Origin of the sequence: Frankia sp. CcI49 (assembly GCF_001983215.1) — a bacterium.
Lineage (GTDB): Bacteria > Actinomycetota > Actinomycetes > Frankiales > Frankiaceae > Parafrankia > Parafrankia irregularis.
In genome coordinates this window covers 83,347-99,719 of record NZ_MOWP01000014.1, presented here as the reverse complement: position 1 = coordinate 99,719, position 16,373 = coordinate 83,347, and the positions used below count along the sequence as shown (strand labels likewise).

Here is a 16,373-nt window from a genome sequence, read left to right as displayed (position 1 = left end):
GGCGTGACCGGGCCCCGGGCCGCAGGGCCCGGGCCCTGCGGCCCGCGGGCGAGACCGGCGGGTGTGTACCGCACGGCTTGTGACGGGGATCCGGCCGGACGGCTGACTTCGACGACTCATGAGGGACGACGACGCGGTGAGCTGGAGCGCGGCCGAGGCCGCGGTGGGCTGCCCGGTGTGCCGGCGGCGGGTGGCGGAGCGGGACACCGCCTGCCCGCGGTGCGGCTGGCAGCTGCGGAGCCCCCAGGTGCTCGGCGAGATCACGGCACAGCTGCGACAGGCGTTCGACACCCGGCTGGCGCAGGCCAGGTGCAGCCACGACCTCCGGTCCGCCGCCCGGGTGCTGGCCGCGGCGGAGCAGGCCGACCCCGATCTGCCGGTCCGTCTCGCCGCGTTCATCCGCGGCGGGGACAGAACCGCCACAGAACTCGCCGCCGAGCTGGTTGAGCTGGCCGAGCGGGCCGCCACCCCGGCGGCCGCGGCGGCCGACCGGCCGGGTCTGCGCGGGCCCGAGATCGTGCTCGGCCCGCTTTTGCGGCGGATGGCCTCGGGTGGCCCCGCGCGGATCGCGGTCATCGAGCTGCGGCCCGACGCCGTCGTCGTCAGCACCCTGACGACCGGCTTCGACGGGCAGCCCGGCCGGCTGGCGGCCGCCCGGGAGTGGGCCTGGCCGGACCTGCTGCCAGCCCTGCCCACGGACCCCGACGCCCGCCGCCTGCGCCTCGCGGCGGGTCTGGAGGAGGACATCGCGCTCGGTCCGCTGGTGCCGGTGCTCGCCGCGGTGGCCGAGACGCTGGCCACCGAGATCCTGCTGATCCGGCCGGCGGTCGACTGGCCGGTGACCAGCCAGGTCGCGGACGTCCTGGCCGGCGAGCTGGGTCGGGCTGCCGGGCCGCGCCGGGCCGACGGCGTGCCGGCGGTCCAGCAGGCCCGGGCCCGGCCCCGGGAGCCCTTCGCCACCGCACTCGAGGCCGCGCGCCGGCAGCTGCCGCTCGCCGTCGGCTACGGGCTGGTCGTGGCGGACGTCGACCGGGTCACCCGTGGGGTGCGCCTCACCACCCGGATGCTCTTCCCGCCCGGCACCGTCATCGCCGACGGGCAGCCTCCCACCGCCGAGATCACCGTCTCGGTGCCGGCCGCCACCCCGCCCGAGCTGGCGTTGGTGATCGTCGCGGGCGGGGTGGCCGGCGCGGGCGGGGTGGCCGGCGCCGAACCGCATCCGGACGGCTGGGCACCGATCACGGTCGGCTGGGTCGCGGCGACCCCACGGGCCGACCTGCGACTGCGGTTCGCCCTGGACGGGCCGGGCCGGATCCGCTTCCTCGAACCAGCCGGAATCCGGGTGCACAATCCGGGCTGGCCGGAGCTGCTGGCCCGCGTCCCGCGGCGTTACGGCGCGGACCCGGTGGACGTGGTCTGCCTGGTGGAGATGGCGGGAACGGCGCAGGACGTGCTGCGCCGACTGGGGCTGGTCGACGATCTGATCGCCCTGGTCGTGGCCGAGCATCCCGACGCCGACGCGGTCCGCTTCGTGGTGCTCGGCTACGACGACCACGACTACCTGGGCCAGGGGTGGCCTGACCAGGGGCAGGTGGTGCGGACCGTCGGGCCGGCAGCGGGCCTGCAGGTCCGGGTGGCGCTGCGGGAGTGGGGCCCGAGCGTTCCCCAGCATGACCTCGCCGCCCCGTTGGAGGACGCGCTGGCCGTGGCGGCCCGGCTGCCGTGGCGGCCGGGGGCTGCCCGCGCGCTGGTGACCGTCGCCGCCAGGCCTCCGCATCCACCGAGGCAGCGACCCGATGATCTCACGCTTCCCTGCCTGGACCGGCACGACTGGAGAACACTCATGGACAGCCTGGCCACTGTGCAGCGCCCGCGTCGGGTGGCCGTTTGCGGGCAGGAAGCGTTCCTGGCCGGCTCCGGCTCCGGCGTCGGCTTCGGCGCTGGTTTCGGTTTCGGCGTGGGTGGCGGTGGGCGTGCCGGTGGTCCGTCCGGGGCCGGTGCGGTCTGGCGGGTGCTGGGTGCGGACGCGCTGCTCCTGCTCGAGACGGCTTCCGCGCAGGAGGTGGCCGACGCGCTGGGGCTGTTCGCCGGGTCCGCCGGGCAGCCGCTGCCGCTGCCGCTGGCACCGGCGTCGGCGTCGGCGTCGGGCGTCGCGGCGCCGGGTGGCCCGCGTTGACGCGTCCGCCGGCGGGCCCGCGCCCGTCGCCCCGGGGCCGGGTGCGCCTCGGGCTCTGGGGAGCGACGAGCAGCGGGAAGACGACCCTGATGGCCGCCATGCAGCTCGCCGCCATCCAGCACAAGCCCCGCGAGCCGGGGGGCAGGCACGTCCGGTGGACCATCACCAGCGCGGACCGGGCGACCGGAAGCGCGTTGGAAAGGCTGCGGAGCACCCTGGTCCAGGACCACCGTTTCCCGCCGGCGACGCTGGCCAACACACCGTTGCGGCTCATCTTCGAGGGCCGCGTGCTGCGGCCGGGCTCGAGTCCCGCGCGGCCGAGGCCTGAGCGCACGCCGCCGATCGATTTCACCCTCGACTTCCTGGACGTCTCCGGTGCGCTGTACTACCGGGGCGGGGGAAGCGAGATCAGCACCCTGGACGGCGGCAGCGGCAGCGGTGGTGGCGGTGGCGGTGGCTTCGAGGACGACGGGCTGAGGTTCGACGACGACGAGACCAGCGCGCCGACCCCGGCTCGCCGCCCTCCGGACCGGGGCGCGGCGCAGCACGAGGAGCTGGTCGACCATCTGGTCCGCTGCGACGGGATCGTCCTTCTCTTCGACCCGATCCGGGAGCGGGACCGCGCGGACGGCGACAACTACGCCTATTTCGATGCCATGATCAACCGTGTGCTCGAGAAGGTCCGCACCGCGGGGCGAAGCCGGGGCGGGCTGCTGCCGCACCACCTCGCCGTCTGCGTCACGAAGTTCGACGACCCCCGGGTGCTCGGGGTCGCCCTGGACGGCAGGCTCAACACGCTGGCCAACGGATCGGGGCCGCCCAGGATCGAAAACGATGTCGCCCATCGCTACTTCGATCAGCTCTGCAACAGATCGACCGGCGCCTCCCATCTACGAGACGCGATCGGCGGATTCTTCGACCCGTCGCGGGTTCGTTTCTACGCGACTTCCTCCATCGGCTTGTTCGTCGGCCCGGACGGCCGGTTCAACCCCGTCGACTACTCGAACATCGTGATGACCGGTGGGGTGCCCCGCATCCGCGGCCGGGTGGCGCCGATGAACGTCCTGGAGCCGGTCGTGGGCCTGGTGACCCGGATCAACGGGGAGCGCCGGTGACCGGCACCGTCGGCTTCGAATGGGCGCTGCTGGGCAAGGAGCCCGGGCAGCGCGAGGATTACCAGATCCTGTGCGCCGGCGGGGCCCGGCTTCGACCGGCGACGCTGGAACGCATCATCCAGCATTTCTCGCCCGGCTCGCCGGCCGGTGAGCGCGCGGGCGAGCCGGACGCGCTGCCGTGGATCACCTTCACCGCCGCGACGTCCGGCGAGACGCCCTACGTGGGAGTCGCGATCCGCGAATGGCCCGCGGACCCGGCCATGGCGGTCGACGCCACCGGCCGGGTCGTCATCCCCACCCGCTTCTTCTGCCTGCCGCTGGACGACTTCCGCCGTCACCTGGGGAGTTTCACGGCGCTGTACGAGGCGGTGCGGGTGGCGACCGTGAGCCAGCTGCGCCGGCTTCCCGAGGTCACCGGCGGCCAGGCGCTGTCCCTGCGCCCCGCCGCGTCGCCGCCTCGCCGGGCGGGTGCCCTGGCCAGCCCGGCCCTGCGCTTCCTGCGCGGCGCGGTCGTCACCGCCGCGTTGGCACTGGACGGTCCGGTCGTGGTGCGTGCCGTACCCGAGCTGGCCACCCATTCGGCCCGGATCGCCTTTCTCGATCTGGTGGCCGCGCTGCTGCCGGCCGGTGCCGAGGGCGCTCTCGCCGCCGGTACCTGGGTAGACGTCGCGACCAGCCACCGGCTGCGCGTCGCGTTTGGACAGGACCTCGGCGGCACCGGCCGGCTGGTCGACCCGACGGCACCCCCGCGGTTCGGCCCGCCGAACCCGAACGACGAATGGGCTCCCCGCTACGCCTCCCTGCTGGCCTACCTGATCGACGGCAACCGGCCGGCCGACCACGGCGCCGGTCACGGGCTCGGCCACGACGCGGGCCACGACAACGGGATCGGCCGCGACAACGGGCTCGGCCACGACCACAGCCACGGCGACGGCGAAGCCGGGTTGCGCACAGTCCTGGGATGGCTCGCCGAGGACATCACGCCGCGCAGCTTCAGCCGGCCCGGGGAGATCTTCCAGGCTCTCACCGAGACCGCCGCGCTGGACCTGGCCACCCGGTTCGCCGCCGGGAGGGCAGGCCCGGAGCACCTCCGGCGGCACCTGGCCGCCCTGCCCGCGCCGGCGGACCCGACCGGCGTCCTCCTCCCGTTGCTGCTGCCGTTCGCCCGGCCGGAGGACCTCACCCTGGTCGCCCGCCACTGGGCCCCGGCGCTGGCCCCGGCGGTGGTCGACCTCGTGGTCCGGCTCTGCGCCGCGGGTGGGCGGGAATACCGGGACCTGGCCTCGCACCTGCAGGGTGCGCCCGAGGCGATGTTCGCCGCGATCGTCGGCGGGCTGCTGGAGCCGGGAGCGGACGACGACCCGCCGCCGCTGGACGCGGTCGAGCTCGCCGCGGACATCATCCGGGAGCACGGAGGGGCGACCGGGGACCGGGCGACCTGGGCCCCGGTCCGCAACGGGCTCGCCGCCAGCCCGGCGCGCACCCTGCAGGTGCTGGTGCGGTACTTCGCCAGCCGGGGAGTGCCCGGGCTGCTCCAGCTGGTGGAGTGGCTGGCCGCCGCCGGGCAGCCGCAGACCGACGCGGTGCTGCGCCCGTTCCGCGTGCTGGGCGGCAACAGCGGCAACAGCCAGGAGTCCGTCGGTCACCCGGATCTCACCGCGGTCGGAGCCGCGGACGGGATCGGTGAGGCGGCGATGCTGACTGTCGTCCGGCTCGCCGGGTGGAGCGGCCGGGCCGAGGCGCTGACACCGGCGCTCGAGGAATGGCTCTGGGCCGAAGCCGACCGGGCTCCGTTCAGCGTCGCTCGCCGCAGAACCTGGACGGCTGCCCTGGACGAGCTGTGGCCGGACCGCCGCGCCGACGAGCGACAGCGGCTCGGCAGGCTGATCGGCGAGCCCAAAGCCCGCCGCCGGCTGCTCCGCCGGAACACGGAGCCCACCGACGGCGAGGCGGTGCCGGACGACCCGTCGTCCCGGCTGGCGGCGGGCACCCGCGTCCAGCTCGGCGCCGGCTGGGTCGATCCGGCCCCGTCACCGCAGCCCGCCTCGGCGGACGGCCGCGGAATCTGGGAGCTCGCCCGGCTGTACACCCCCGGCGTGCGCCGTGACGGTCCACCGGGCGGGACGTCCGACGGGCTGGTGCTGTTCGGTGACGGCGGTGGGCGGCTCGCGGTGTGCGGCGCGGACTGGTGCTGCCACACCGGCCTCGCGCGGTTCGTGGATTCGGGGGTCGGCATCACCGGCCTGAGCCTCGCGGCCGCCGCGTCGGCGGCAGCCGGCTCCCGGCCGAGCCGGCTGCAACTCGTCGCCGCCGACCAGCGCCTGGGTGCCCTGGACGTCGACGCGTTCGGCTTCGGCGCGGTCGCCGCCGTCGCCGCGGGGCTGCTCGACGGCCCGGTGTCGGTGGTCGGCGCCCCGCCGGCCCTGACCACCGAGCAGCGCCTGCGCTTCATCGAGGCGGTGCTCGCCCTGCTGCCGGCCGGTCTGCTCGCCGGGGTGGCCGTGACCACCGCGACCGACAACCCGACCCCCTTCCGGCTGGCCTTCACCACCCAGGGGCAGATCTCCGGCGGGCGGTCGAGGCTGCTGGTTCCCTGGGGTGACCTGCCGGAAGCCGCGGAGCCGCCGAGCAGCTACGGCCGTGAGTACTTCCGCCGCCTGCTGTCGGCCCGCGCCCTCTTCCAGGACACCGCCGGCCTGGTCCACGCGTTGTCCGCCTGGCGTGACCCACTGGACGTCGACCAGGCCGAGGACCTGCTCGACGTGCTCACCGACACGAACCCGGCCTTCGTCTCCCCGCTGCCGGCCAGCAAAAGCCTGGAGAAGGCCCGCAGYCGACGGCGGGCGGCGATGGCCGGCAGGTTCGCCCGGGAGCCCGAGGAGGCCGACGCCCTGCGGATCCTGCTCTCCGGCGGCACCATGGCCGACCTGCAGGACGCCGTCGTGTTCGCCAACCGCCTCGAGACGTTCCAGCGCCTCGACGGCATCCTCGCCCGACTGATCCGCGGCGACGGGAGGGACACCGACCGGGTGGCACGCACGCACGCCGGAGCGCTCCTGCTGCTGCAGCTTTCCGGCGGCGGAGAGGCCGTCCGGGCGGCGCTGCAGGAGCTGCCCGAGGCCGCGGTCTCCTGGATCATCCATCTCACCCGGTCGGGCAGCTTCGCGGCGCTGAACGCCGCGCAGGGCGGATGGCTCCGCTGGCTCACTCCGCCGAGCGGGCAGCTGCCGCCGGCGCTGGCCGTCTTCCAGGCACTGGTGACCCCGCGTCCCGCGCCGATCGATCTGCGGCTGCTGGCGGTCCATGGGGATGATGCGCTGTTGGCCGCGCTGCAGATCGCCCGCTACGGCGAACGGCACGGGCCGCCGGGCCGGTTCGCCCAGCTGCTGAGGGCCCTGCATCACACTCGCCCAGCACTGGTGGACTCGTTCCTGCGGAGCGGGGCCGCCGGTTCGAGTGCCGCCGTGGCGGGGCCGCCCAGATGAGCGCCAGGTCACCGGGCCACCGGGCGGGCGTCGACTTCGGCACCCAGTTCACCAGGCTCGTCATCCTGGACACCGACACCGACACCGACACCGACACCGACCGCGACCGCGCTACCGACGCTGGGCCTGGCACTGGCACTGGCACTGGCGCTGGCGCCGGCGGCCGGGCCGGGGCGTGGATGGTCACCGGTCCCGCCGCTGCGCGACCGCGCGGTCCGGTGGCGGCCGGGCGGGACCTCCTCTCGACGCTGGCCGCGGACAGCGAGATCACGATCGCGGGTGAGGCCGGCCCGTGGGATCTGCGGTCCGCCGCCGGCCTCGCCGTCGCCGTGACCGGTGACTGCTTCGCGACCGACTCCGGAGCGCAGGTCCGGACGCGGCTCCAGCAGGCGCTGGCGGCCGGGCTGGGGCTGCCCCAGGACGCCGTCGCCGTCCACAGCACGGCGGTGTGCGCCGCGGCCGTCCGGGCCGACCAGCTCGCGGTGGACGGGGGGCCGGGGATCCCGGGGCGCCTCGTGCTGGTCTGTGACATCGGCGCGGACTCGGTCGAGGCAGCCCTGGTCGAGGTCGCCACCGCCCCGGCTGGCACCGCCTCGGCCTCGGTGGGCATGGGGACCGTCCGGCTGCTGGAACGCTGGATCCAGCCTGGGTACGCCGGCCGCGGTTTCGCCGTGGACGCGGTCCGGCGAGCTGGCTCCGCCGGTCCCGCCGGACGCGTCGGACCCGGGGCATTCGGCGGGATCGGTGACGACACGGTGCCGATCAGGACGGAGAACGACCTGGTCCTGACGTTTCTGCGGGGTGCGCGTGCCGGCCGGGAGCCGGTCCGCGCCGGCCCGGTCGGGACCACGGCCGATCCGTACCGGGACGCCGGCAGCGCGCTGGTCTTCGGACCCGGCCGGGAGCTGAGCGCGGGCCAGCTGGCGGCCGCGTTCGAGCCGGTCGCCCAGACGGTGCGGGCCGCCGTCGGCGGGCTGCTGCGCCGGCGGGGTGACCTGCGCCGGCCGGAGGACCTGTGCCAGCCGGAGGACCTGTGCCAGCCGGAAGGCGGGGATGCCGTGGCGCGGGGCGGAGCCTCCTGGCCGGAGGTGATCGTCGTCGGCGGCCTCGGCTTCCTGCCGTCGGCGGTCGAGGCGGTCCGGACAGCGGTCGCCGAGGCCTGGCCGGCCGACCTGCCCGGCGGCTCCGACGCCTCCGGCGTCTCCGGTGTCTCCGGCGTGTCTGACGTCTCGGGAGTCCTCGGCGAAGCTGAGGCCGCCGGCGGCGGGGAGGCGCAGGTGCCGGTGTGGCCGGTCGCGGAGCCCGAGTACGCGGCTGCCCGGGGAGCCGCGCTGCTCGCCGCGGCGAGGGTCCGCGGGACGGAGCTCTACCCGCACACGGTGAGCCTGCGCGTCCACCGTGTCCTGGCCGGCCGGCTGACCGGCGGGAGCCTGCGGGTGATCTCGGCGGGAGACGTCCCGCTGGAACGGTGTGAGCTGGCCGGCGAGCTGATCACGGTCCACCATGACGGGTCCGCGGGCGGCGTGCTCGTCGTGGACGTCCAGGCCGACGGCGACCCGCCGCGGGCGCTGCGGGTGCGGCTCGGCGCCGAGCTGCCGACCGGCGACTACCACGTCGGGGTCAGGTCGGACCGCTCACAGCTGGGTGCGCTGCTGCTGAGCCCGGCCCGCGGCGGCCCGCCCACGGTGCTGCCGCTGGGCCGATACCAGCGCCGGCCTTAGAGCGGCGTCAGGCAGCGTCGGCTCTTCGACGACCTGGCGTGGGTCCGGCACTCCCGCGCGGGCCACAGATCCAGGGCGTCAGCCCCGGCCGGTCCATGTCGTGCCAGGTACGGCGGGCTGGGCCGTCACTCCGTCCCACAGCACCAGCGGCCGTAGCACGTCGTAGGTCTGGCCTCCATCGAAGCTCGTGAACACGGCGGGATCGGTGCCGTCGACGTAGGCGAAGCTCGGGCAGTCCTCGATCCCCGCGCCCATATCGGTGACCTGGACCACTTTGCCGGTATGAGCTTCCAGAACCGTCATCCGGTAATTACTGCGCAGCAGTCGAACGTTGCTGCCGAGGTCCTCGCACACGATTCCGGACGGAGACGAGCCGGTCCGGGTGACACACACGACGAGCTGTGTCCGGATGAGATCCGGGATGAGGGCACCGGACTGATCGCGGGTGAGAACATTGAACGCACCACGAAGGTCGTCCGGTGGATCGCTCCAGAGAATGGAGGTGAGGGCGACGGCACCGGTGTTCTGGCCAGGCTGGAGACCTTCGATCGGATGTGGCGCGGGCCCGGCATACGCCGGCATCGCCGGTATGTATCCGCCGTACCTGCACATGGCCTGCAGGCCCTCGCTGCTGGCCGGATGCGCCTGGGGCGGCCGGGCGGTCGGCGGCGGCGCCGCGGAGTCCGGTCCAGTCGGGCCGCTGGTCCCGGAGCAACCCACAAGCGCGGCCACCGTCAGCGCGAACAGTGCGGCGCCGATGAGACGGCCGCGAGGCCGTGACCGCGTCACATGACTGGCGGCATATCTTTGAAAGTGCACGAAGCAACCTTCCCTGTGCGGGTCAACGCAGGTTCGATCCTGCACCTGGGAACGGGGCACGAACACCGGACTGGAGGATTCTGGTCGTTCCAACGACCAGAATCCTCCGTTGTTCGCTTGCGGCCTCCGCCTGCGCCGCATCCTCCTCGGCGGCAGGTCTACCGGTCAGATTTTCGGTAGCCAGATACGCCACTGCCGGCCGGCTGGCAGGTTCCTGGCCCACGGGTTCCTGATCAGGAAGCGGCCGACCACCTTGATCATCACGGCCAGCCCGGGTGGTCGATCACGCTGGTCGATGTTGGCCTGGACCAGGCGGACGAGCTGCTCCAGCACCCTGAGCATGAGGTCCACCTGCGCCTCGTCCTGGGGCCAGCCGGTGTCGAGGATGGAACGGGCCAGGGCGGTCAGGGCCTGGTCGACCCGCCCGTCCGCCCGCCCGTCCGCCCCCTGCTCCCGCACCAGGGTGGCGAAGTGCTCCTGGAACGCCGCCGTGTAGTCCGTCGCCATCGTGCTGATCCGGCGTCCCAACGGCCTGCCGGGGGCTTCACCCAGGATCAGCAGGAGCAGGTCGTAGCGGGCCGCCCTGCTCGGGGTGCCGAAGCGGAAGCCGCGGATCTCGGTGGCCCAGTCCTGCCGGTGCCGCGGCGACAGGGCTGGGACGGTCTGCCACAGCCAGGGATCCAGCAGGACCACCATGGCGGCGCCGGTGCCGCGGAGCCGGGCGAGCTGGGAGAGCGACAGCAGGTAGCGGGCCCGGCCGTGCAGCGTTTCGACGACGTCCGGGTTGGGGGAGCCGTCGAGAACGGCGCGGAAGGGGCGCGTCTGGTCGGCGAGCTCGGGCGCGCCCTCCAGCCAGCGCAGCCAGCGTCGCGTCGACGCCGTCGCCTGACGCTCGCCGGCGGTTCTGGCGTCCATGGCTGTGCCTGTGCCTGTGTTCGGGGCGCCGTCGAGGCCGAGGTCGTCGAGAACGGCCAGGCGGATCAGTTCGAGGGCGAGGTCGTCCCGGGGCACCTGCGCGACCACGGCCAGCAGCCGCCGGCTGAACGTCCGCGCCGCGTCGTCGTCGCGCGGCCGCTCGTCGTCCCAGGCGGCGCGTACCAGCTCGGCGACCTCCTCCACCGCCTTCTCCTGGACGGCCTGCCACTGCTCGGCGTCCGTCGGGGCGGTGTCAGGCAACAACCGGCCCGGGGCCAGCCGCCGGGCGACCAGGGCGGCCAGTGCGTCGGCGGTGTCGCCCCCGCCCATCTCGTGCAGGTGGAAGTAGGCGCGTGCGGTCGCCCTGAGCCGGTGCCAGGCGGCGGGGTAGGCGGTCGGGTAGCCGGTGAGGTGGGCGACGAGGGCGGCCAGCGATCCGCCTGCCTGGTCGCGCAGCCGCAGCAGCAGATCGAAGTAGTCGGCGGCCGGGCCCGGCAGCTGGGCGGGCCGCGGTCTCGGGTCGCGCCAGCGCAGGACCAGGTCACCCTGGCGGGGCTGGTCGGTGAAGGCGAGCCGGATCCGGTGAGCGGCGCCGCTGACCGCCCAGGTGCTGGCGGTCAGCCGGGCCCGCTGGCCGTAGGGCAGCAGCGCCGCTACCGCGTCGAGGAATCGCAGCCGTGCCCGCGCGGTCGGCTCGTCGCGGCTGGGAGCCGGGAAGCCGAGGATGGCCACCCTGCCGGCCAGGACGAGCGCCGCGGCCTCGGCGGCCAGCAGGAACCACTGCTCGTCGTCGGTGGCCAGGCTTTCGGCGATCCGTGCCGGGTCGAGGCGCGGCACGGTGACGGGCAGGCTGCCCACGGCGGTCCCCGGCACCGCGGGCTGGGTTCCCGTCGCCGAGTGCTGGAGCATCGGGCGCTGGATCGTCGGGCTGGCCAGAGCGGTGTGCAGGCCCGTGTAGGAGACCGGAGCGGCGGCGAGCGCGCTGAACGGGACGCAGAGGTAGCGGGTGTGCGCGATGGGGCGCCCGGACGCGTCGGCCTCGTCGGACCAGGTGCGTTCGGCGATCCCGAGCACGGTCTGCCCGGTGTCGCGACCGAGTGGGGCGTAGCTCACCGTCACCCAGGGCAGCGACCCGGGCAGGCTGGTGCGCTGCGCGTGTGGCGGTGTTCCGGGGGAGTACCGGTGCAGGATCGTCTGGTAGGCGGACCTGCTGAAGTAGGCCTCGTTCGACCGGAGGACGACGTAGTCGGTGAAACCGCCGCGCTCCTTGCCCATGAGCGCCCACCCGACCCGCAGGGTGGGCCCGGCCGGCGTTGGCGGTCCGGGTACTGCGGCCGGCGGGCTCACAGCTTCGGCCTCACAGGTCTGGCCTCACAGGTCTGGGGGTGGGCCGGACCGGGTGAAGTCCGAGAAATCCGAGTCCAGCTCCGCGTCCAGCTCCGAATCCGGCTCCGGGGATTCCGGGGATTCCGCGGGTTCCGGGATGATCGGCGGTGGCAGCGGGTTCCGCCGGATCTCGTCCTCCAGCCACAGGAACGGCTCGAGCACGTTTATCGGCCGGATTTCGCCGCGGATTCGTGGGCGCCCGTCCGGCCCGGAGATCACGTTCTGGTTGTCGCGGTGCCGGAACAGCCGGCCCGGCTGCACATAGAACCCGATGGACGAGGTCGCGAAGTAGGCCACCCGATCGGGGTCGAAGAACCGACGGATGATCCGGCGAACCTGGGCGGCGCCGCCTGCCTCCCGGCCGTCGCACAGCCGCTCGAAGAGTTCGGCGGCGTACTCGCGGGGCACCTCGGGCAGCAGCAGGTCGTTGTCACCGCTGAGCATGTAGCCGTTCTGGCTGGCAACCCGGTAGATACCCGGATCGTCGATCTTGTTGACGCAGACCGCCAGGTAGTGCGGAAGCCGGCCGTTCCGGATCCGCCCGGATTCGTGGGACAGCCGGCCGATCTGGTCGAGCACCCGGGCGAAGTACTGGAAGGAGTTCTGTTCCCGGTGCTCGGTGACCGGGTCGAACAGGTAGACCAGCCCGTCGCAGTCGGCCATGGCGCGCATGACCTCGTCGGCGTCCGCGCCCGCGGTCTGCTCGGGGTCGAAGAGCGGGAGCCCCTCGTCCTCGTCGTCGTAGTAGTCGTGGTATGGGTCGTCGAGAACCTCGCCGAGATGGTTGCGGAACATGTAGCCGCCGACGTCCAGCGTGTTGACCTCGAACACCTGCTGGCCGGTGGCCAGCGGGCGCCGAAACCGCCTGCGCAGCCACGCGTTCAGCCCGCGCGGCGCCGGGTCCGGGCGGTAGAAGAGCCAGGAGAGCGGCTCGGCGGCCTCCGTCGCCACCGGGAACTTCTTGTCCGTGGTCAGGACGTCGACGTTTCGGCTCAGGAACGTCGACGACGCCGGGTTGGCCCCGATGACCATCCAGCGGTCTTCTCGGACCTGCTGGCCGGCGGCTATCTGCAGGGCGGCGAGCATGGTCGTCTTGCCGCTCTGGGTGGCTCCCCACAGCCCGATGCGCCGCTGGACCGGCGGCCCGCTAGGCGCCATGGCCGGACCTCGGGCTGGCTCCCGCGGTACTGCTGCTGGTGATGCTGCTCATGTGCCCCGTACCGCCCCCGATCCGGTTACCGACTGGGGCAGAACCGCCAGCGGCGGGGCAAATCTACCATCATCGTCACGCCCGCCCGGCTACTGACGGCGACCGGGACGCCGTGGCCGCCAGCTGTCCGGGTGCTGACGGACGCAGGACCCTCACTGTTGTGAGTAATCTTCGCATCATAAGATGACAATCTGCACTGCTCGTGTACCGGGGGGCCGGCTGTGTATATGGGGGACAGGCGCGCGTGAGGCTCGGGCCGGAATGGGACCGTTTACGCGAATGGGCCAGGCACAAGGCCGTCAGCGCACGTGGTCACTCTTCATCTGACGTGCTGGAGCAGATCGCCTGGCGAACACTCGACGAAAGTCGGCGGGCGACCTGCGGCCCGGCACTCGTCGCCCCCCGCCGGGTCCGGGTGCGGCTCAACTCGGACGATGCCAGGCGGGCCGAGGCGTCGCTACGGACTCTCGGGCTCGAGCTGAGCCAGGCGGGCCCGGCGGTCCAGGACGTCCTCACCGCCGCCCTGGAGCGGGAGGGCCGGCGACAGGTCTGGTTCCACGACGACTTCGCCGTGATCCTCGACGGCACTCCCGGGGTCCGGCAGGGCCGGCCGCAGCTCACGGTGGAGTCGCGGGCCGACTGGGGCCTGCAGGCGTTTCTCACCGACCCGCGGGACCCCGGCCGGGACCGCTCCCGGTCGCTGGGCCCGGCCACCGTCATCAACCGGGACCTGGTGTTCGGCGTCTCGCGCCGGCGCGACTCGCACATCTCCGCCGAGGCACATGCCGAGGTCCGCGTCAATCCCGACGGCCGGGTCACGATCACCCCGTCGCGGGACCCGCGTCACCAGGCCGTCGTCGGTGACACCCCGCTGGTCGCGGAGGTCACGCTGTCTCCCCGCGATCCGGGCTACCCGTTGCAGGTGGGGCACACCTGGCTGAATCTCTTCTGGGACCAGGGCTGGTTCATCTTTGACGACACGGCCGGGCGGGCGTCGCCGGCGCGGAGCGTGGGGCACCGGTGAGCAGAATTGATCATGCAGATGGCTCTGTTGGTGCTCCTGCTGGGGAACGTCGCGTTCGTCGCCTGGTGGGTGGTGCATGACCATGACTGACAGCGGCCTTGCCGGCGGTATCGACGGCGACACCCCGGAAGGCCCCCGGGGGAGCTGGTGGGTGCAGTTCGACCCCGAGGACGAGGTCAGCGGCCCTCCGTACCAGGTGCAGCGCGGCACGCTGCCCGGCCCGGGCGGTGCGGCGCAGGCCGTCGCCCGCAAGCGGGTCTCCCCGGCCGACGGGCAGGCCGCGGAGGATCTCCGCGCGGAGATCGAGATCCTGCTGACCCTCTGGCACGCCATGGAGCGCAACGGTCCGCGCCCGGACCGCCACCGCCCCTTCCGGTACCCGGACCAGCTCGTCCGCCTGATCGGTTTCAGTGAGCACGGCGACGCCCCGTTCTTCCTCACGACGTCGCTGTCCCACGGCGAGACGCTGGGGCGGCGGCTGCGGCGCGCGGGCCCGCTGGGCGCGGACGAATGCCGTCGGTTCGCGGCCAGCCTGTTCCACGGGCTGTACTGGCTGCAGGCCGCCGAGATCGTGCACCGGGACCTCACCCCGGAGAACATCCTCTGGGATGGCCAGACCGCGCTCATCTTCGACTTCAGCCACGCCTGCTGGGCGGGGGCGCACCGGCCGCACGTGGAAGCGCCGCCGTGGAGCACGCTGGACCCGCCCCGCGCCGACCTGATCGCCGATTTCACCGAGGACGTCTCCCGCGCCTGCTGGCTCATCCTGCACGCCGCGACCGGCGAGCCGCCGGAGTCGCTGCCCAGCTGGCGCCCTGATGCCGACGGCTACTGGCCCCGAGGCGAACAGCAGTACCCGGACCCGGACCCGGTTCCGGGCTGGTCCGGTGGAAGCTCGTCCGTCACCGAGCCGAACATCTCGACCTGGTTTCCCGAGGGCTTCTTCGCGGGTGTCTTCGAGCCCGGTTCCCCGGTGGTCGCGGCGGAAATGCTCGCGCGGCTGCGCGAACGGCGGCCCGAGCACCGGACGCGGTATGACCCCGCGGGGATGCTGGCCGGGCGGGACCGGTTCAACGGCCTGGTGAAGGACAAGGAATGGCGCCGGGCGCCGGTTGCGCCGTCGTATCCTCCGCCGGGCCGCAGGCGGCCCGGCCACAGCCGCCGCCGGCCCGAACCCGGGCCCGGGCCCGGGTTCGAACAATCCCACGACGAGACGATCACCCACAGGCAGCCTCCACCGGATCCGTATCCGGATCCGAGACCGGGACCGGTCTCGGGTGATCTGGCCATGAAGGTGATCGTCGCCATCGTCACGATCGTGGTGTTCCTGCTTGTGGTGATCGTCGGTCTGGGCAGCCTCTAGCGGTGGTGAGGAACGGGGGACAGAGCTGTGCCTGAGGTACGATGCCCGATCTGCCTGTACGTCTTCGATGAATGGCCGGACGCGTACGAGGGCGAGTTCTACGAGTACGACGCCGAACGGGATGTGTACGAGCCCGTCGACGAAAGCCTCCTGCGCAGTTTCCGGGAGGACGACCAGGACCAGCACCGGCGGCGTTTCCAGGCCTGGCTGGCAAGCAAATACCTCCGGTGCCCGAATCCCTTCAAGGACCCGACGCACTACCTTTTCTATCCCTACGGCTGGTACGGCGAGCCGTTCGTCATCGGGATGGTCGGGGCGACGACGGTAGGTAAGAGCCACCTGCTGGCGGCGATGATAGGCCAGCTGGTGAACCAGCGCGGCCTCGACGATCTCGGCCTGTCGGTGACGGTGGCCGACCCGCGCCGGCACCGCGAATACGTGCGTGACCAGGTGGACCCGCTGCTGGGCAGGTCGGCGGTACTGCCCGCCACCCTGACGCCGGAGGACGAGGCGGTGTCCTTCGTGGACGCCGTGATCATCACCAATCTCCGGACCCGGCGGGACCGTCTCGTCACCTTCTACGACATCCGGGGCGAGGATTTCGCCAGCAACCGGCGTTCCTCCGATTTCGTGAACGCCGCGGGGGCCCTGGTCTTCGTCGTGGACCCGCACCACAGCGGGCTGGCGGGCCGCCCGGGGAAGATCGACGACGAGGCCTTCAACGCCGTCCTCGGGAAGCTCAAGCTCGTCGGCCGGATGGATCAGCGCACCGGCCTGTTCGACATCGACGCCGCCGTCGTCGTGAACAAGTCGGACGTCCTGCGGTTCCAGCCTCCGGTCCAGGACTGGTACCGCCGGGAGCGCACCCGCGGCGAGGTGGACCTGGACGACATCCTGGACGAGAGCACCGTCGCCTACGGGCTGCTGTACAGCCGGAACGCCACGGCCTGGCTCGCGCCGGTACGTGAATGCCGGCGGGCGACCCTGCACTTCGCCTCGGCGACCGGAACCGAGGAAGCCCTCGACCGGCCCGGGTACTACCGCCGCCGCGTCCAGCCCAACCGGGTGCTGGAACCGCTGGTGGCGGTACTGGCGATGGCCGGCATCATCGACCGCTCGGTCTTCGTCGGCGACCGGACCGGAGAGGTGGGCATCTGAC

Annotated in this window: 10 protein-coding genes; 7 read left to right on the top strand and 3 right to left on the bottom strand. The window is 73.3% G+C overall.

Annotated features, from left to right (window positions below; translation table 11 throughout):
- Positions 1-118: 118 nt before the first annotated feature.
- Genes CcI49_RS12335 through CcI49_RS12320 form a run of 4 tightly spaced genes read left to right on the top strand, consistent with a single transcriptional unit; the run spans position 119 to position 8,497 of the window.
- On the top strand, positions 119-2,176 hold the full coding sequence (locus CcI49_RS12335; RefSeq protein WP_076826622.1) for a hypothetical protein: 2,058 nt from the start codon (positions 119-121) through the stop codon (positions 2,174-2,176).
- On the top strand, positions 2,173-3,291 hold the full coding sequence (locus tag CcI49_RS12330; protein ID WP_241840034.1) for a hypothetical protein: 1,119 nt from the start codon (positions 2,173-2,175) through the stop codon (positions 3,289-3,291). The genes CcI49_RS12335 and CcI49_RS12330 overlap by 4 nt, the downstream gene beginning before the upstream one ends.
- Complete coding sequence (locus tag CcI49_RS12325) at positions 3,288-6,776, top strand: hypothetical protein (protein WP_241840033.1); 3,489 nt, start codon at positions 3,288-3,290, stop codon at positions 6,774-6,776. Before CcI49_RS12330 ends, CcI49_RS12325 begins: the two co-directional genes overlap by 4 nt.
- Positions 6,773-8,497: a hypothetical protein gene (locus CcI49_RS12320; RefSeq protein WP_076826617.1), complete on the top strand. Its 1,725-nt coding sequence runs from the start codon at positions 6,773-6,775 to the stop codon at positions 8,495-8,497. The genes CcI49_RS12325 and CcI49_RS12320 overlap by 4 nt, the downstream gene beginning before the upstream one ends.
- A 78-nt stretch (positions 8,498-8,575) precedes the next feature.
- Here the strand turns inward: CcI49_RS12320 and CcI49_RS12315 are convergent, their stop codons facing one another.
- The 3 genes from CcI49_RS12315 to CcI49_RS12305 form a co-directional block, all read right to left on the bottom strand.
- Positions 8,576-9,316, bottom strand: coding sequence for a hypothetical protein (locus CcI49_RS12315; RefSeq protein ID WP_131831079.1), 741 nt, complete (start codon positions 9,314-9,316; stop codon positions 8,576-8,578).
- A gap of 165 nt (positions 9,317-9,481) precedes the next feature.
- Complete coding sequence (locus CcI49_RS12310; RefSeq protein WP_241840032.1) at positions 9,482-11,506, bottom strand: hypothetical protein; 2,025 nt, start codon at positions 11,504-11,506, stop codon at positions 9,482-9,484.
- A gap of 96 nt (positions 11,507-11,602) precedes the next feature.
- Positions 11,603-12,775, bottom strand: coding sequence for a hypothetical protein (locus CcI49_RS12305; protein ID WP_076826609.1), 1,173 nt, complete (start codon positions 12,773-12,775; stop codon positions 11,603-11,605).
- Between the two features lie 380 nt (positions 12,776-13,155).
- Between CcI49_RS12305 and CcI49_RS12300 the strand changes: the two genes are divergently transcribed.
- The 3 genes from CcI49_RS12300 (at position 13,156) to CcI49_RS12290 (ending at position 16,372) form a co-directional block, all read left to right on the top strand.
- The gene (locus CcI49_RS12300; protein ID WP_054564837.1) at positions 13,156-13,851 is read left to right on the top strand and encodes a hypothetical protein; all 696 of its coding nucleotides are present in this window, start codon (positions 13,156-13,158) and stop codon (positions 13,849-13,851) included.
- An 82-nt stretch (positions 13,852-13,933) separates the two neighbouring features.
- A complete protein-coding gene (locus CcI49_RS12295; RefSeq protein WP_076826606.1) occupies positions 13,934-15,214 on the top strand; it encodes a protein kinase in 1,281 nt (426 codons plus the stop codon).
- A gap of 27 nt (positions 15,215-15,241) precedes the next feature.
- On the top strand, positions 15,242-16,372 hold the full coding sequence (locus CcI49_RS12290; protein WP_054564835.1) for a hypothetical protein: 1,131 nt from the start codon (positions 15,242-15,244) through the stop codon (positions 16,370-16,372).
- Position 16,373 lies beyond the last annotated feature (1 nt).